Source organism: Bacillus salitolerans (assembly GCF_042680805.1).
Taxonomy (GTDB): domain Bacteria; phylum Bacillota; class Bacilli; order Bacillales; family SA4; genus Bacillus_CJ; species Bacillus_CJ salitolerans.
In genome coordinates, this window is record NZ_JBHUEM010000060.1 from 17,383 (window position 1) to 34,046 (window position 16,664).

Genomic DNA, 16,664 nt, shown 5'->3' on the forward strand with positions numbered 1-16,664 from the left:
TAGTGGATATACCGGTAATAACGACTTGCCCAATCTGTCAAGAGAGGCTAAAGGTAACGAAGCTTTCATGTGGATATTGTAAAACAACAATAGAAAATACATTTGAATTCCCAGCTCTACTGTCTTTGAAAAAAGAACAGCTTCAGTTTATTGAGACCTTTATATTATGTAGAGGTAGTATTAAAGAGGTCGAAAAGGTACTCGGAATTTCTTATCCAACGGTGAGGAACAAATTAGAAGAAATCATTACAGAATTAGGAGATCCATACCAAGTGAAACAAGAAAAAGAAGACGAAAAGAAAAATGTTATTGAGAAGCTTAGCAGCGGTTCTATAAGTGCTGAGGAGGCAATCAAGCTATTAAAGAAAAAATAAAAAAGCACTTCACCAAAAGAAGTGAAGTGAAGAAAAAAGTGTGTATCTATATTTTACAAAAAATAGTATGACTCGTCGAGATATTAATAAAAATGATGAAGGAGTGGAGAAGATGAGAGGAGAAATTACAAAGGTTCTGGAGCTATTACAGGAAGGGAAAATTAATAACGAGGAAGCTGCCGATATTTTATCCGCGTTAAAGGAAGAGGTAGCCCCGGCGCTTGAACCGAAAGGCTATATGTCAAAAAGTCTAAAAATTAAGGTGGATTCTGAAGACGGAGATAAAGTGAATGTAAACTTGCCCCTTAAGTTAGTAAAGTCATTGCATGGGGCAATTGAAAACATACCTGTAATCCAAAAACATTTAAATGGTCTAGATATGAATTTAATTTTAGATGCAATCTCTAATCATGTAGAAGGTCCAATCGTTGATATCGATAGCGCAGACGGCGAAAAAGTGTGTATTGTGATTGAGTAGAGCATATGAAAATTAAGGTTGTGACAAAGGATCTTCCATTTCCAATACGAATATATCTTCCTTATGGGCTTGTTCGTTTTTTAACATCACCACTACTCATAAAATATTATGTAAAGCACATAGATTCAAAGACTGCGAAATGGCTGGATGGGATTGATGCTAACATGATTAGTGAATTAACAAAGGTATTTAAGGAATATAGAGGAACAGAACTTGTATCAGTCAAAGACAAGGATGGGACAGAAGTTAAAATAACATTATGACCGAATCTTTAGGTGTGCTGTAAGAAGGTTTACGCACACCATTTTTTTGGAGGAAAAAGATGAAGGAAATCTTTAAGAATAGAGTGTTTTTAAAGCTGTTTTTGGCCACGATTACTTCTCAGATGGGTTCAACAATTGGTAATATGGCATTCGCTTTCTATTTGTTAGATCATTTTAGTCGTCAGCCTTACTTGGCGACACTTGCGGAGCTCATGTATTCTTTACCTACGTTAGCAGTATTTTTAATTGTTGGGGTGGTCGCAGATCGACTGGATCGTCAAAAAATTGCGGAATACTCAGATTGGATCAGGGCAGGATTAACACTGTTTTTATTTCTTTCGATATTTGTGAATATCATTCCGCTAACCTTTGCCATTTTGTTTATTAGAAGTGCGATTGCGAAGTTTTTCTACCCAGCAGAAGCTGGTCTCATTCAAGGAATCTTGACAAAGGAGCAGTACCAAACAGCGGCTGGATTAAATCAAATGATTTTTAGTATGTTTATGTTATTCGGGGTTGGTCTTGGCGCCTTAACGTACAAACTTATCGGTATTTATGGTGCATTATTGATTGACGGACTTAGCTTTATTATGTCTGCATTCTTAATTCGGGCATGCTCTATTTCTGACGAAGTCAAGATGCCAAATGGAAAAACAAGCATAAAAGAGCTTACGTTTAAACAGACTCTACAAGATTTTAAAAAGGGTGGAACATATATCCTTCACAACAAGCTTCTCCGTACATTGATTATGGGTTTCCTTATTTTTGGTTTTATCAATGGTGGATTTGCGATTCTACCCATTTTCACGATGAAATATAAACTAGCACCAGATAATTATGAGTGGTTTGCATCCTTATTTGCCATTTTCTTTGGAATTGGTATTTTTACGGGAAGTTCACTTTCAGCCTTTTTCGGGAAGCTATTTAAACCACATATTTTAATGATCATGGGGATTTTGGCAACAGCGGTCACAACAGCCGGTATGGGGGTATCTGATGCGAAGTGGATATATTTTGTATTCGTTAGCATCACAGGCTTTATGATTGCCCCTATTAACGTTGCCTTAGCCGGTTGGATTCCTTCACTAGTAAACCCAAGCTATATGGGGAGAGTAAACGGTTGGGTAGACCCAATTATGATGTTAGCGCAATCCATTGCATTAGGCATCATTGCATTACTTTTCCCAGCATTCATCACATCTGTTGAGTATATTTATTACGGGGTTGCAATCTTAATGTTTGGTGTAGGCTTATTTTATATGACAACTTTACCAAGACTAGCAAGAGAGCAAGAGTGTGTGGATATTCAAGCTATTCAAAAGGAAGCGCCTGTTGAAGGATAATTAGGTTGACAAATGTAGAATAACTTGTATAATTTGCTTGTAATGTATAATATTGTCATCGCGAACTGATAAACCGTGGTTCAACCACTCTCATTTGAAATGAGCCGGTTTCGTATCTCTTACCAGATATGAAGCCGGTTTTTTAATGAATAAGAAATAATACGTTTAGATTGTATCTTATTAAAATGTGCTTTAGTAATCCGGCTCCAGCGCCCAGCTAAGATGAAATGGCGACGATCTTTGCCATTTCATCCTACTCGAGGTCAAAAACCCTGTCATGAATAAAAGGGAAAACCTCCCTTTTTTCATGACAGAACATTGCTCTGCCTTAGCCTAAACGGGGCGCTTGCGCCTTTTGTTCTTTTTAGGAGGTTATGAAACGATGTATATTTTTTCGAATCAAGCAGAGGTTCATGAACCATTGTACGATACAACCATCTCATTATATCCTTGGGAATATGAATTGTTACAGACTCGTCCAGTCAGAAGGTTAAAGTTTCTGTCACACTACGGGACTGGGTCATTCGTTACGTCAGTCAAGCATTCAAGGTATGAGCATACGATAGGCGTTTGGACTCTCATTGCCACATTTTTTCCGAAAGATGAGGAGTTAAGAATAGCTGCACTCCTACATGATATTGGTCATCTTCCGTTTTCACATGCGGTTGAAAAAACACTTGGTTTTAATCATCACCATATTACAGAGGAAAAGATTAGAAGTGAAGAAGTCACATCTATTTTAGTAAAACATCATTTTTTACCAGAACGGATCATCGATTTACTTAACCAAGACACACCTTTATCTCACAAAACTCCTTACATATGCGCCGATCATCTCGATAGCTTCCTGCGGGATGCTTATATGCTTGGTAAAAAAGGAATACATCCTTCTGAGGTAATTCGAACGATGTCATTCAATCAACAATATGTAGATGCAGATTATCATACAAGCAAACACATTATGCTGATGATTTATCATGACCATACTAGCTTTCTATCACCCAAACTTCTTGCGTTAGATGCTCTTTTGGCAAAAGCGATATCAGAATATGCGAGAGACCAATTCATAGACATTCAACAATTAACGAATAATGAGCTGATTCAAGTGCTTGTAAGTTCAGAAAATGTGAGAGTAAAAGAAATCATGAACATTATTCTATGGGAGCCTGAAAGAATCAAGATTCATCATGAACAAGTAGACAATGCTGAAAAAGTGGAAGTAAGAAAGGTGTATGATAAGACACCTTTAGTAGACGGTGTACCGCTTATCTCTATTTGCTCAGAATCTAAGCATTTATTACAATCGATTCGTGCCCTTCAAAAGGACTATTATATATCCTATTAAAATGAAGAGTAGTTTATTAGATTGTGAGAGAAAGTGAAACTGGGAGCTACCTTATGGGTAGCTCTTTTCTAGCTTCTTTTCTAGCTTCTTTTCTAGCTTATGAAGAAAGTCTAAAAGTTTTCAGCAAGAGACTTGGAATCCAGCCAAGATGAAATGGCGACAATCTTTGCCATTCCACCCTACTCGAGGTCAAATATCCTGTCATGAATAAAAGGGAAAACCTCCTTTTTTCATGACAGAACATTGCTCTGCCTTAGGCTAAGCGGGTCGCTTGGGGCTTTTGTTTATTGTAGTAGGAAGAGGTTCCTAATTTGAGTAATATACCTCTTCTTTCAATCTCTTTGTAAAGTAACGTAATGAAATCTTTATCTAATTGTTCTTTAATCGATATATTGTAGACCTCAAGTAATTCACGATTTGATAATGACTTCATAGGAAAACCTCCTATTCTAGTTCTAGTAGGAATTTTCCCTTTAAGCATTATGGATAAACATATGAATATGTTGTCGATATTATGAACGAGTAGTGTTTCGTAAAAATAGACATACCAAATAGGAGAAGACGATGAAGGAACAAGATTATGATCAACTATTAAATATTCAAACAGCTGGTGAGCAAAACGGCTTCTACTCTTCATATCATTATCATAGGTACGAGCCAACACCTTATAGAGCTTTAGAGCTATTATTTGAACAGTACAAGCTAACAAGTGATGATTATATTGTTGATTTCGGATGCGGGAAAGGAAGGCTAGCTTTTTACATCCATTACTTTTTTCATGCGACTGTAAAGGGCATCGAAATGATTGAGGATTATTACCATGACGCTTTAGTGAACTTAGAGAGTTATTTCGCAAATAAGAAGAGAAGAGATGGGGATGTACAATTTTATCATTGTTTTGCTGAAGAGTATCCTATTGCTCCATTAGATAATCGATTTTATTTCTTTAATCCATTTTCAATCCAAATTTTTATGAAGACAATCAATCATATACTTGTATCAATCGAGCAAATTCCTCGGACAGTTGAGCTCATTTTATATTATGTATCAGATGAGTATTTATTTTATCTAGAGAATTGTACTTTGTTTGAGTTGAAACAAGAAGTAGTGATCCCTGAGATGAAAGACTCGAATGAGAGATTCCTGATCTACCGGCTAGTGGGTTGAAGTTTGCTAATAGGTATGGTCAGTTCAGATTAGAAAGTAGTTGCTGATTTTATATGGTCAGGGCAGAAGAGAAAGAAATCATGTCAGTGCATTAGAGAAAAGGAGTTGCCGATAAATTATATATAGTTGATGATAAAAATATATAAGTTGATGATAAATTGAAAAGTTGATGATATTTTCCAAAAGTTGCTGATAAAGTGAAATAGTTGCTGACAAAATGGAAGATGTTGCTGATAAAATTCAATAAGTTGCTGATAAATTGAAAAACTAGATAGAATACTAGAAAAACTAGTTACATTTTTAACTATACAAACCTATTTTTTAGTAAAATCGAGCCGAAATGAAAGAAGATGGCTGAAAAATGCTATTTTTTTAGAAGAAAAAAGAAATAAATCGTTGAGATTAGTAGATAGTGAAGGAGAATGGTTTTGAAAAAACGTATGCTTTGGATTATTGGTAGTATATTGCTCATCACAGCGGTCATTCTGATTGGGGCAGGGAATTATTTCTATAGTGTTGCAATTAATAGGCATCATGAGCCAATCAGTTTACACGGAGGTTCTGAGCCGGCAAGTGGGGAAGAAGCTAGGGAAGAACAAGCCAAGCTTGAGGAACTTGTAAAGTGGACGGAAGGCAAGCAATTTGATTCAGCTGAAGTGATCAGTGAAGACGGATTAAAGCTAAGCGCGATATTCTTAAAAAATGAACACTCAAATGGAAAAGCGGTCATTCTTGCTCATGGCTATAAAGGGAACAACACACAAATGCCCGGTATTACGAAGTACTACTATGAACTTGGCTACAACATTTTGAAGCCTGATGCAAGAGGGCACGGAAAAAGTGAAGGGGATTACATCGGTTATGGCTGGCACGACCGAAAAGATTATCAAATATGGATTGACTATTTAATTGATAAGAAAAAAGCGAAGAACATATTCCTTCACGGATTCTCTATGGGTGCAGCTACCGTATTAATGACAAGTGGAGAAGAGCTTCCAATAGAAGTGAAAGGAATCATCTCTGATAGTGGATATACATCAGTTCATGAAGAGCTATCACACCAATTAAAGTATTTATATCGTTTACCAGCATTTCCAATTATGCAGGTAACTAGCATCGTAACAACGCTAAGAGCGGGCTATTCTTTTACTGAGGCATCGGCCATCGAACAAGTGAAGAAGAATTCACTGCCTCTATTTATTATTCATGGGGATAAGGATGAGCTTGTTCCGACAGAGATGGCCAATGAACTATATGAAGCGGCTGGAGAAAATAAAGAGATTTGGATCGTACCAGGTGCTGGACATACTGAAGGATACACAGTTGCAGAGGCTGAATATCAGGCTCGTCTAAAAGACTTTCTCAGAAATGCTATACAATAACACCAACATCTAAGAAGCAAGGAGCATAATCTGTTCTTTGCGTCTTTTTTAACTATTAAAAATACGCCTCTAGACCTAGATGCTCCTACATTTCAAGTCCATTGGTAAAATAAGAGGCTAACTATAAAATGTAAATAAGGGGTTTTTGAGAATCTACGATGAAACCTGCTAGATAGTTCATTCGTAGATATAATATGGGTAGATTATGATTAGGAGTCGATTAACGATGAATTCGATTTTTGTCTTTTTAGTAAAATTGATGATGACGATACCGATTATGTTTATTACGTGGCTCGTTCTTTTTATTGGCTATGATCAAACTTTCTTAGCCTCATCAGGAATCGCTGTAGGTGGGGGAGTTATTCTTTTTGGATTACTATCAGGGATGCTTCATTCAAGATACTTAAAAAAGAACGGGTTGACGCGTAAAGAGTTCAATTATATCAAGAAAAATTTACAGGAAGCAAAGAAAAAAATAGCACGTCTTCAAAGAAGTGTTATATCTATTCGGCATATTACGACCTTAAAGCAAAGAATTGATCTGCTAAGGGTTGTCAGAAAAATTTATAGCTTATCAAAGGCAGAGCCTAAGCGCTTTTATAAAGCTGAACGATTTTTCTATTCCCATTTAGATTCAGCGTTGGAGCTGACAGAAAAATACGTGTTCTTATCTTCACAGCCTAAAAAAACATTAGAAGTACAGGCAGCCTTAGTGGATACAAGAACCACATTAGATGAATTAATTGAATCCATTGAAAAGGATCTTTATTATATGCTGTCGAACGATATTGAACAGCTCCATTTTGAATTAGATGTGGCGAAGCATTCGATTGGACAAATAAAGAACTCGCAAAGCTTAGAGGAGGTAGGAAAGCATGACACAAAATAATAGTCGCTCTGCTGATTTAATGGACGAATTATTGGCTACTCCATTTGGTCAAGAGCAGCTTGAGATAAATCCTGAGGCACAGGAACAACCAAAGTCAGTTAGACTAATAGATGTTATACCAGAAGAGGACCGGAAGAAAGCCTATCAACTCGCAGAACTGATTGATCCAAAAGACCATGAAGCCATGATTTCATATGGAACAAATGCACAAGGTAAGCTTTTATCTTTTTCTAACACTATGATCGAACATGTTCAAAAAAAGGATGTTGGTGAAATTGGAGACATTATTCATGATCTGATGAAGAGATTTAATGATGTCAATGTAGATGAATTAAAGCTTGAAAAACAATCCTTTTTAAAAAGGATGTTCGGAAAAGTATCTAATTCTGTACAAGAAGTGTTATCGAAATATCAAAAAACGGGTGCACAAATTGACCGAATCAGTGTAAAGCTAGAACGAAGCAAAAGTGTACTGTTATCGGATATCTCTTTTCTAGAAACTTTATATGAACATAATAAAGACTATTTCCAAGCACTGAATGTTTATATTTCGGCTGGGGAAATAAAGTTAGAAGAGCTGCACGAAAAGACGATACCGGCTCTGAAAAAAGAGGCGGAGCTTACGAACGATCAAATGAAGTTTCAAGAAGTAAAGGATATGATTCAATTTGCAGATAGGTTGGACAAACGACTACACGATTTGAAGCTGAGCAGGGAGATTACCGTTCAGAGTGCACCGCAAATAAGACTTATCCAACATACGAATCAAGCCTTAGTTGAAAAAATCCAGTCGTCTATTTTAACTGCTATTCCCCTTTGGAAAAACCAAGTGGCTATAGCTTTAACTTTATTAAGACAGCGTCACGCGGTCGAGGCTCAAAAGCACGTATCTAGAACGACAAATGAGCTATTACTAAAAAATGCAGATATGTTGAAGACCAATACGATTGAGGCAGCGAAGGAAAATGAGCGAGGAATTATTGATATAGAAACCTTGAAGAAAACACAGGAAAGTCTGATTTACACTTTAGAGGAGACCCTTCGAATTCAGGAGGAAGGAAGAAATAAGCGTAGACAAGCTGAAGCTGAGCTCTCAGCCATGGAACATGAACTAAAAAATAAGCTACTCGAATTTAAAGATAAATAATAAGTTAAAGCCTTGTCTAATGATGACAAGGCTTTTTTGATGAATAAGAAATAATAAGTTGTTGATTGTATCTTATTACGATGTCTTATTAATCCGGCCCCAGCGCCCAGCCAAGCTAAAATGGCGATTATCTTTACCATTTTATCCTACTCGAGGTTAGATACAGTGAAACTTCCATCATTGATTTTTTCTGATCGTTAGTTGAATCAATTGGACTCCAACTGGCAGTTTGATTTTTTACCGCCAGTTGGAGTGGGGTAACCCTAAATGAGTAAAAGTGGAAAATCTCCTTTTTTCTCATTTAGGAATTTGCTCTGCCTTAGGCTATACGGGCACCCTGAGCCTTTTGTTCCAAATGAGTCAAGTTCCAAAAACATTTCCCCTAAAAAATTGAGAAGCACCTTCTGGATTAGGTACAATAAGAGAAAAAGCTGAAGATAGGTGTTTTCATGAAACGTTTTCTTATAGTTGGAGCGGGTATACTCGGGGCATCGACTGCTTATCATCTTGCTCGAGCTGGGGCAGAAGTTACGATAGTGGACCGTAGCCATAAAGGACAAGCAACTGATGCGGCTGCTGGAATTGTATGTCCATGGCTATCGCAGCGCAGAAATAAAGCATGGTACGAGCTAGTAAAAGGAGGCGCCCGTTACTATCCAGAGCTAGTAAAAGAGTTGAAAGAACTTGGTGAAGTAGACACGGGATATCGTCAAGTAGGAGCGATCAGTTTGCATACAGACGAGGATAAGCTCGAAAAAATGGCAGATCGTGCTAGAACAAGACGGGAAGATGCACCAGAGATAGGGGAAATTAAGATTTTGTCGTCACTGGAAACAAAAAAGCTGTTTCCTCCCTTAGCAAGTGAGTATGGGTCAGTCCATGTTAGCGGGGGAGCTCGTGTAAATGGACGTCAGCTCCGAAATGCGTTATTAAACGCTGCGAAGAAACTAGGAGCAAAAATATTGTGCGGAGATGCTCGCCTCCTTTTTGACGATCATACCATTACAGGTGTTTCTCTTGAGGGACAACGGCTAAATGCCGACAAGGTGATTGTAACAGGTGGAGCTTGGTCACATGAGCTATTTAAACCTTTAGGATTACGTTTCCTTGTAAGACCTCAAAAGGCTCAAATTGTTCATCTAGAAATGAAACGTGTTGAAACGGGTAATTGGCCAGTGGTGATGCCCCCAAATGATCAATACATCCTTTCGTTCGAGAGCGGTCGTGTAGTGATTGGAGCTACTCATGAGGATGAGGCTGGCTTTGATCATCGCGTGACAGCTGGTGGAATGCATGAGGTGTTAAATAAGGCGTTAGCGGTGGCTCCTGGACTTGAGTCATGTAACATCGTTGAAACAAGAGTAGGCTTCAGACCTTATACACCTGGTTTTTTACCGATTATTGGCCATGTTCCTAACTGGAAAGGTGTTTTGGTCGCAAACGGTTTAGGGGCTTCTGGGCTAACAAGCGGTCCGTACTTAGGAGGAGAGCTTGCGAAGCTAGCCTTGAATCTGCCAACAGGACTTCAAATAGAAAATTATGATACGGCTGGTGCGATTGAGATAGATAATGAGCTATAATGGCAAACTAAACAAGTATACGAAGGAGTGTCAAACGAATGATTTATCGAAGAAAATTATATAATGTTGCCCCTAGTATTGTTCTAGATTTTAATGAGACTCTCCTGCCGACTCAATTAAAATATGGGGCTCGGTTAGTAGGAAGATGGATGACACCAGAGACAAATGGAGTGGTAGAGATATTTGCAATTTGGGAATATGATAGCTTTGAAGAGTATGAGGCAATCGAAAGCAAGGTCAGAAGCGATGAGGAGCACATTAAACGTGTCCAGAACTGGTACAAAAAATGGGGAGGAAGAGAGAACTTGAAAGAGGTATTCTTCAAGGTGGAACAGGATTTTGTTGAAAATACGGTCGCAGGGGGTAGCACATGGAAATGAATAGCTTTGAGAAAGAATATCTAACAGTAGCCATTCAGCAATTTAGACACTTTAAACAGCGTGCTGAAAAGGGAATGAAGCAGCTTAGTGAAGAAGAGATACATTGGAAGCCGAGCGAGGAGTCCAATAGTATTGCGATCATCATCAAGCATTTAAGTGGAAATATGAACTCAAGATGGGTGGATTTTTTAACGACTGATGGAGAAAAGCCATCTCGAAATAGAGACTTAGAATTTGAGACTGGGCATGAAACATTGGAAGAATTACTAGAAATGTGGGAAAGCGGCTGGGGATTATTATTTCGCACGGTTGAAAACTTGGAGCCATCTGACTTACATAACACGATTACCCTTCGTGGTCAACCTGTAAGTGTTTTTCAAGCAATCCAGACCGAAGTAGCTCATATTAGTTATCATCTTGGTCAAATTCTTTATATAGGTAAACAAATAAAGGATAAAGATTGGACGATTTTAAGCATTCCGAAGAACATAAATCCTACTAACTAGAAAGAAACAAATGAAGTGAAGAGAAGTCATGTATTAAGAAAACTTCAATTGGATTTGGAGTCGTTTTCGAGAACAAGGGCTTAAGGAGAGGCTAAATTATGAGAGACGTATCTATTGCATTATTAAACGATTTAGAAAAAGTAGTCGAAATTGATAAAGAAGTAATCGGTAATGATAGCAGAAAGGGATATATAAAAAAAGCGATGGAAGAAAAAAGGTGTATCGTTGTAAAAGAGCGGAATTCTATTACAGGATTTTTAACTTACAATACACATTTTTTTGAAAGTAGCTTTATATCCCTAATTATTGTGAACCCGTTAGAGAGACGAAAGGGTTATGCAACCTCACTATTAACGTATTTTATTGAAAATGCACCTACCTTTAAAATTTTCTCTTCAACAAATCAATCTAATCAAACAATGAAAGAGGTATTTAAACAAAATGGGTTTGTTCAGAGTGGATACGTAGATAATCTAGATGAGGGGGACCCGGAGATTATTTACTTTAGAAGAAGAATAGGGGATTAATAAATGAGTAAAGTTGGTATTTATAAAGTAGATATAACACCTCCGCTTGGAATTGCTTTTATTGGCTATCATCGGGAAACAGGCGTGATGGGGATAAAAGATCGTCTATATGCAACGGCATTCGTATTTGAAACAAAATCAGATAAATCAGTGCTTGTCAGTATTGATAATATAGGGATGTTAATAGAGGATACTACCATTATTCGTAATGAAATAGCGAATGGCTTAAACATTTCAATAGCTCAAACAACAGTAGTGTTTACTCATACACATTCTGGTCCTGCAACAGCTGGTCAAGAAGTAATCGTCCAGGCTTATAAAAAAATGCTTATTCAAAATGTGGTACAAGCAGCTATTCTAGCAAATGAAAACTTACAAGTAGCTAATGTTGGTTGGAACCATACTGTAAGTGATATGGGTGTAAATCGCAGGGAAATTTCTTCTACTGGAAAAGCGGTCATGGGAACGAATTTAGAAGGTATTGTTGATAATAGAATTAGTGTACTAGCAATCAAGCATCAAGTTACAGGAATTTTACAAGGTTTGATTGTATTCTGCACTGCTCATCCCAATGTATTGAAGGGAGATAGTGATTGCTTATCGGCAGATTATCCTGGAAGAATTCGAGAGATTCTTGAACACATTCTCGATTGTTCTGTTATTGTAATTCAAGGCGCAGCAGGAAATGTGAATCCCATTTACCGCGGTTCAATGAACGACATAGAAAAGATGGCTTATAAGGTGAGCGGTAGTGTTCTTACGATTCTTCCAAGTATTCACTACGCTGAGATATCAAAGCTAAGAACAAATTCGACTACATATCCGATGAGGTTAAAAAGATTCCAAGCCCGGATGGAATAAATAGGTTGGCTGCTTTAGCTGCCGAACAGTGGGGAGTTAACACGGAAAACTGGAGAAATTCACTTATTCATATGTATCAAAAGGGAGATGAACAGTTATCGATTCATGTAGAAGTTCAAATCCTTCAGATTAATGAAGGCGCATTTTCTGGAATACCGATGGAGCCTTTTTCAGAAATGGCGATTGATATTAAAGAGAAGCTTAACAATGAGCTTGTCTTATTTGGAGGGTATACAAATGGTTATTTAGGCTACTTACCTACTAAAGAAGCCTATCCTTATGGTGGGTATGAAGTAGACTTAAATCCAGTAGTGTACGGACCCATCACAAGTTTATGGATGCCTCCGGTCGAATCAACGGCTGAAGAAATCGTAAGGAAAGTAGTGGAATTGTATACTATAGCATAAATATGTCAATATGCTTTTGAATGTCAAGCAGGAAATCGTTCGAATGTGCAAATACGTTATGATATCTTGATACATACTATAGCAGGGAGTTGATGCGATGAAGATCATCATTATTGGAGGAGATGCAGCAGGAATGAGCGCTGCGATGCAAATTGTGCGAAACAGTGATACACATGATGTGATTACTCTTGAAAAGGGTGGTATTTACTCATATGGTCAGTGTGGTCTTCCTTATGTGGTAAGTGGGAAAATAGAATCGACCGATAAGCTTATTGCGAGAAGTCAAGAGACGTTTAGACAAAAATATGGTATTGATGCAAGAGTGTATCATGAAGTGCAAAAGGTGGATGTTGAAAATAAGAAGGTGATAGGAATGGATCATAATGAGGGACGGTCCTTTGAACTCACCTATGATCGGCTTTTAGTGGCTACAGGGGTAAGCCCATTTATACCGGAGTGGAATGGGACTGATTTAAAAGGTATCTTTACCCTTAAGACAATTCCTGACACAAAGGCAATTATGTCCTACTTACAAGAGGATGTGTTAAACGTTACCGTCATTGGTGGAGGTTACATTGGACTAGAGATGGCAGAGAGCTTTGCTGAACTAGGTAAGAATGTAACCATTATTGAGCGAAATGATCAATTAGCCGGTATCTTTGATGCGGATATGGCGGAGAACATTCATGAAGAAGCTTTGCGTAATAACATAACACTTAGATTTAGGGAGTCTGTTCAGGAGTTCCTTGGGAGTGATTGTGTCAAGCAGATTAAGACAGATAAAGGTGTGTATGAATGTGATCTTGTTTTAATTGCAGTCGGTGTGAGAGCAAATACCTCGTTCTTAGAAGGCACCGGTGTTGTTACTTCAGTGAACGGAGCCATACAAGTAAATGCTTACATGGAGACAAATGTAAAAGATATTTATGCAGCTGGAGACTGTGCAACTCACTACCACCGTGTGAAGAAAAGAGATGACCATATTCCGCTAGGCACACATGCAAACAAGCAAGGGCAAATTGCAGGCTTAAATATGATTGATATGCCTAAATCATTCAAAGGTGTCGTCGGAACGTCTATCATCAAGTTCTTTCATTTAACGTTAGGACGGACAGGGCTGTCAGAAAAAGAGGCGAGAAAGCTCAACATTCCGTATCAGACCATCCTTAAAGAGGCTACTGACATTGCAGGCTATTATCCTAATGACAAAATCATGAAGATCAAAATGGTTTATCATGAGGAAACACACAAGCTCTTAGGTGCACAAATTATTGGAGAAAATGGCGTTGATAAACGTATAGATGTACTGGCAACAGCACTTTATCATGAGATGACAATGGAAGAGTTGTTGGATTTAGATTTAGCTTATGCCCCGCCTTATAACGGTGTTTGGGACCCCATTCAACAAGCTGCAAGAGGCGTTAAGAGAAAGTAGAAGCCAAGCTTTAATGCTTGGCTTTTCTATATAAGTGAAGTGCATAGACAGTAAGAAAAAAATAGTTAAAAATAAATAATACATTGAAATTATTCCCCACTACCGCCTACGTGCGCCTCATTTCATTCCATCTAGTTCCCATTCCTATTACGAGCGAATAACAAAATAATCGACATACGCTTAAAGTCCTATATGACATTTGTCATACCCTAAAATGACATATATGCCTTATAAAATTTTTAGGAACTTCTTATACTAAATAACATGAGAATAGTTTACTCGAAGGGTGTAAAGACAAAGCAAATTAATCATCAAGTATAGGAGGAACACAATGTCAAATAAGAATATTTCCAAGCTGAAAAAAGAGGTCGCTCCATATGAAAAGACGGATACGAGAAAAAGTATTCTTCAGATTGTTAATACGTTAGGACCACTGATCATTTTATGGTATTTGGCATATGAAAGTTTAGCGATTTCTTATTGGTTAACACTTCCTCTATTAGTTTTAACGGCAGGGTTTATGGTAAGAACGTTTATACTATTCCATGATTGCTGCCACCAATCATTTTTCAAAAGCCGAAAGGCAAACGATATACTTGGTACGATTACAGGTGTTTTAACGCTTGTGCCTTACCAACAATGGAAGCATAGCCATTCTGTTCACCATGCTACGAGCAGTAACCTTGATAAGCGAGGAACGGGGGATATGTGGCTTTTAACAGTGGACGAGTATATGGAAGCTCCATTATGGACAAAAATTTATTACCGTATTTATCGAAACCCTATTGTGATGTTTGGAATTGGACCTATTGCCGTATTTCTACTTGAATATCGATTCAACCGTAAAGGGGCCAAGAAAAAGGAAAGAATCAATACGTATATTACGAACATCTCAATTGTTTCCTTATACGGTTTCCTTTGCTGGCTCGTTGGCTGGCAAGCTTTTGTATTCATCCAAGGACCAGTTTTCTTCTTATCTGGTTTAATGGGGATTTGGCTATTTTATGTACAGCACCAATTTGAGGATTCATATTTTGAGCATGAGGACGAGTGGAGCTACGTGCAAGCTGCCGTTGAAGGAAGTTCTTACTACAAGCTTCCAAAAGTGCTGCAGTGGATTACAGGTAATATTGGTTTTCATCACGTTCACCACTTGGCGCCAAGAGTTCCAAACTATCATTTAGAAAAAGCCCATAATGAAACTCTTCCTCTTCAAAAAGCAACAACGATCACGCTCGGTACAAGCTTAAAATCGCTTAAATACCGATTATGGGATGAGAAGGAAAAAACATTTATCACCTTTAAAGAGTTGAGAAGCTATCGAAAGCAAAACGAATCAAAGAAAGAGACTTTACAAGAAAAGGTGACAAGACGAAAACCGAGCTTACAAGGGAAATAACCAATAAATCAATTTTTATGATAAAATAGGTGAAAAAGGAGGGGTGAAGGTGAAAAATTGGAGTCAGCTGTTGCGGAAAAATACAGGGCTAAGCCCCTATGTTTGGGTTGTTTTTTACATCCTTCCTTTTTATTTCATCTTTCACTCTTCTTCAACCTATGAGACGGCCTTCGGTATTGCGATGATTGTCATGTTCTTTATATGCTATGTGCTATCCTTTGTATCAAAAGGATGGCTTGTTTATTTCTGGACGAGTGTTTTAATCGCCATATCAACTGCCATGAGCTTGTTGTTCGGATATATCTATTTTTCATTATTTTTAGCCTTTTTTATCGGTAATCTTAAAAACAGGATTGCCTTTTTTATGCTATATATCATCTTATTAATCACGACCTTTGCAACGGTAAACTATGGATTTGTAACAGACAATCGAGTGATTATCACCCAACTTCCCTTTGTGTTTCTTAGTTTACTAGCTGTTATCCTTTTACCGGTGAGTACGTATAATAAAAACAAAGAGGATATGCTTCAAGGTCAGCTTGAAGATGCAAATAAACGAATTTCTGAGCTTGTCAAGCTTGAAGAAAGACAGCGAATTGCAAGAGATTTGCATGACACATTAGGACAAAAGCTTTCTCTTATTGGTTTAAAAAGTGATTTAGCCAGAAAACTCATCACCAAGGATCCGGAACAAGCTAGAATTGAGATTAATGATGTTCAACAAACTGCTCGGATTGCATTAAAGGAAGTACGAGAACTGGTTACTAAAATGCGCGGAACGAAACTAGAGGACGAGATCTTCCGCGTGAATCAGATTTTAAAAGCAGCGGGTATACAATTTGAGTTGAAGGGCGATACAAAGCTGTCTAATACATCCTTAATTACTGAAAATGTTGTCAGTATGTGCATGAAAGAAGCGGTAACGAACGTCGTGAAACACAGTCATGCAAAAAAATGTACTATTTCAATAATACCATCTCAGACTGAGCTTGTTGTAAAGGTAGCTGATGATGGAGTGGGTATAACTGGTGCTTTAACTGACTTAAAAGGGAATGGATTACAAGGAATAAGAGAGCGTCTTGAGTTTGTAAATGGGAGTCTTGACATTGACTCAAGTGAAGGAACAACGATTAGTATTACAGTACCCATTACACATAAACAGTCTGAAGCGGAGGTGTAAG

At 37.8% G+C, this 16,664-nt stretch carries 17 protein-coding genes and 1 pseudogene; 17 read left to right on the plus strand and 1 reads right to left on the minus strand.

What is annotated here, in order from left to right; translation table 11 throughout:
• The first annotated feature begins 2 nt into the window (after positions 1-2).
• The 5 genes from ACFSCX_RS25325 (at position 3) to ACFSCX_RS25345 (ending at position 3,803) form a co-directional block, all read left to right on the plus strand.
• Entirely contained in the window at positions 3-374 is a 372-nt protein-coding gene (locus ACFSCX_RS25325) for a DUF2089 domain-containing protein (RefSeq protein WP_377931045.1), read from the plus strand.
• 112 nt (positions 375-486) lie between these two features.
• Entirely contained in the window at positions 487-852 is a 366-nt protein-coding gene (locus ACFSCX_RS25330; protein ID WP_377931046.1) for an SHOCT-like domain-containing protein, read from the plus strand.
• A 5-nt stretch (positions 853-857) separates the two neighbouring features.
• Positions 858-1,115 carry a hypothetical protein gene (locus ACFSCX_RS25335; RefSeq protein WP_377931047.1) on the plus strand — a complete coding sequence of 86 codons (258 nt, stop codon included), beginning with the start codon at positions 858-860 and terminating at the stop codon, positions 1,113-1,115.
• A 59-nt stretch (positions 1,116-1,174) separates the two neighbouring features.
• The gene (locus ACFSCX_RS25340) at positions 1,175-2,458 is read left to right on the plus strand and encodes an MFS transporter (RefSeq protein ID WP_377931049.1); all 1,284 of its coding nucleotides are present in this window, start codon (positions 1,175-1,177) and stop codon (positions 2,456-2,458) included.
• Between the two features lie 382 nt (positions 2,459-2,840).
• Positions 2,841-3,803, plus strand: a complete 963-nt coding sequence (locus ACFSCX_RS25345; RefSeq protein WP_377931050.1) for an HD domain-containing protein — start codon at positions 2,841-2,843, stop codon at positions 3,801-3,803.
• A gap of 253 nt (positions 3,804-4,056) precedes the next feature.
• On the opposite strand, the gene sda is transcribed toward ACFSCX_RS25345, so the two are convergent.
• Positions 4,057-4,236: a sporulation histidine kinase inhibitor Sda gene (gene sda, locus ACFSCX_RS25350; RefSeq protein ID WP_377931051.1), complete on the minus strand. Its 180-nt coding sequence runs from the start codon at positions 4,234-4,236 to the stop codon at positions 4,057-4,059.
• A 131-nt stretch (positions 4,237-4,367) separates the two neighbouring features.
• Here sda and ACFSCX_RS25355 point away from each other — a divergent pair, with 131 nt between their 5' ends.
• The 12 genes and pseudogenes from ACFSCX_RS25355 to ACFSCX_RS25410 all read left to right on the plus strand — a co-directional run bounded on the left by ACFSCX_RS25355 (position 4,368) and on the right by ACFSCX_RS25410 (position 16,663).
• On the plus strand, positions 4,368-4,970 hold the full coding sequence (locus tag ACFSCX_RS25355; protein WP_377931053.1) for a class I SAM-dependent methyltransferase: 603 nt from the start codon (positions 4,368-4,370) through the stop codon (positions 4,968-4,970).
• 428 nt (positions 4,971-5,398) lie between these two features.
• Entirely contained in the window at positions 5,399-6,352 is a 954-nt protein-coding gene (locus tag ACFSCX_RS25360) for an alpha/beta hydrolase (protein WP_377931055.1), read from the plus strand.
• 226 nt (positions 6,353-6,578) lie between these two features.
• Positions 6,579-7,241, plus strand: a complete 663-nt coding sequence (locus tag ACFSCX_RS25365; RefSeq protein WP_377931057.1) for a 5-bromo-4-chloroindolyl phosphate hydrolysis family protein — start codon at positions 6,579-6,581, stop codon at positions 7,239-7,241.
• On the plus strand, positions 7,228-8,388 hold the full coding sequence (locus tag ACFSCX_RS25370) for a toxic anion resistance protein (RefSeq protein ID WP_377931058.1): 1,161 nt from the start codon (positions 7,228-7,230) through the stop codon (positions 8,386-8,388). The genes ACFSCX_RS25365 and ACFSCX_RS25370 overlap by 14 nt, the downstream gene beginning before the upstream one ends.
• A 449-nt stretch (positions 8,389-8,837) precedes the next feature.
• The gene (locus ACFSCX_RS25375) at positions 8,838-9,968 is read left to right on the plus strand and encodes an NAD(P)/FAD-dependent oxidoreductase (RefSeq protein WP_377931060.1); all 1,131 of its coding nucleotides are present in this window, start codon (positions 8,838-8,840) and stop codon (positions 9,966-9,968) included.
• Positions 9,969-10,006: 38 nt separating this feature from the next.
• Positions 10,007-10,348 (plus strand): NIPSNAP family protein, encoded by a 342-nt coding sequence (locus ACFSCX_RS25380; protein ID WP_377931062.1) that lies wholly within the window; start codon positions 10,007-10,009, stop codon positions 10,346-10,348.
• Positions 10,345-10,854, plus strand: coding sequence for a DUF1572 family protein (locus ACFSCX_RS25385; RefSeq protein ID WP_377931123.1), 510 nt, complete (start codon positions 10,345-10,347; stop codon positions 10,852-10,854). The genes ACFSCX_RS25380 and ACFSCX_RS25385 overlap by 4 nt, the downstream gene beginning before the upstream one ends.
• Positions 10,855-10,952: 98 nt before the next feature.
• On the plus strand, positions 10,953-11,381 hold the full coding sequence (locus ACFSCX_RS25390) for a GNAT family N-acetyltransferase (RefSeq protein WP_377931063.1): 429 nt from the start codon (positions 10,953-10,955) through the stop codon (positions 11,379-11,381).
• Positions 11,382-11,384: 3 nt separating this feature from the next.
• Positions 11,385-12,649: pseudogene (locus ACFSCX_RS25395) on the plus strand (neutral/alkaline non-lysosomal ceramidase N-terminal domain-containing protein).
• 97 nt (positions 12,650-12,746) lie between these two features.
• A complete protein-coding gene (locus ACFSCX_RS25400; protein ID WP_377931065.1) occupies positions 12,747-14,084 on the plus strand; it encodes an FAD-dependent oxidoreductase in 1,338 nt (445 codons plus the stop codon).
• Positions 14,085-14,415: 331 nt separating this feature from the next.
• On the plus strand, positions 14,416-15,483 hold the full coding sequence (gene desA, locus ACFSCX_RS25405) for a Delta(5) desaturase DesA (protein WP_377931067.1): 1,068 nt from the start codon (positions 14,416-14,418) through the stop codon (positions 15,481-15,483).
• Positions 15,484-15,532: 49 nt separating this feature from the next.
• Positions 15,533-16,663: a sensor histidine kinase gene (locus tag ACFSCX_RS25410; protein ID WP_377931069.1), complete on the plus strand. Its 1,131-nt coding sequence runs from the start codon at positions 15,533-15,535 to the stop codon at positions 16,661-16,663.
• Position 16,664 lies beyond the last annotated feature (1 nt).

Excerpts from the sequence above, each read along its gene's own strand:
- ACFSCX_RS25330 (WP_377931046.1), top strand. The coding sequence starts at position 487 with ATGAGAGGAGAAATTACAAAGGTTCTGGAGCTATTACAGGAAGGGAAA.
- ACFSCX_RS25335 (WP_377931047.1), top strand. The coding sequence starts at position 858 with ATGAAAATTAAGGTTGTGACAAAGGATCTTCCATTTCCAATACGAATA.
- ACFSCX_RS25340 (WP_377931049.1), top strand. The coding sequence starts at position 1,175 with ATGAAGGAAATCTTTAAGAATAGAGTGTTTTTAAAGCTGTTTTTGGCC.
- ACFSCX_RS25345 (WP_377931050.1), top strand. The coding sequence starts at position 2,841 with ATGTATATTTTTTCGAATCAAGCAGAGGTTCATGAACCATTGTACGAT.
- sda (WP_377931051.1), bottom strand. The coding sequence starts at position 4,236 with ATGAAGTCATTATCAAATCGTGAATTACTTGAGGTCTACAATATATCG.
- ACFSCX_RS25355 (WP_377931053.1), top strand. The coding sequence starts at position 4,368 with ATGAAGGAACAAGATTATGATCAACTATTAAATATTCAAACAGCTGGT.
- ACFSCX_RS25365 (WP_377931057.1), top strand. The coding sequence starts at position 6,579 with ATGAATTCGATTTTTGTCTTTTTAGTAAAATTGATGATGACGATACCG.
- ACFSCX_RS25370 (WP_377931058.1), top strand. The coding sequence starts at position 7,228 with ATGACACAAAATAATAGTCGCTCTGCTGATTTAATGGACGAATTATTG.
- ACFSCX_RS25375 (WP_377931060.1), top strand. The coding sequence starts at position 8,838 with ATGAAACGTTTTCTTATAGTTGGAGCGGGTATACTCGGGGCATCGACT.
- ACFSCX_RS25380 (WP_377931062.1), top strand. The coding sequence starts at position 10,007 with ATGATTTATCGAAGAAAATTATATAATGTTGCCCCTAGTATTGTTCTA.
- ACFSCX_RS25385 (WP_377931123.1), top strand. The coding sequence starts at position 10,345 with ATGAATAGCTTTGAGAAAGAATATCTAACAGTAGCCATTCAGCAATTT.
- ACFSCX_RS25390 (WP_377931063.1), top strand. The coding sequence starts at position 10,953 with ATGAGAGACGTATCTATTGCATTATTAAACGATTTAGAAAAAGTAGTC.
- ACFSCX_RS25400 (WP_377931065.1), top strand. The coding sequence starts at position 12,747 with ATGAAGATCATCATTATTGGAGGAGATGCAGCAGGAATGAGCGCTGCG.
- desA (WP_377931067.1), top strand. The coding sequence starts at position 14,416 with ATGTCAAATAAGAATATTTCCAAGCTGAAAAAAGAGGTCGCTCCATAT.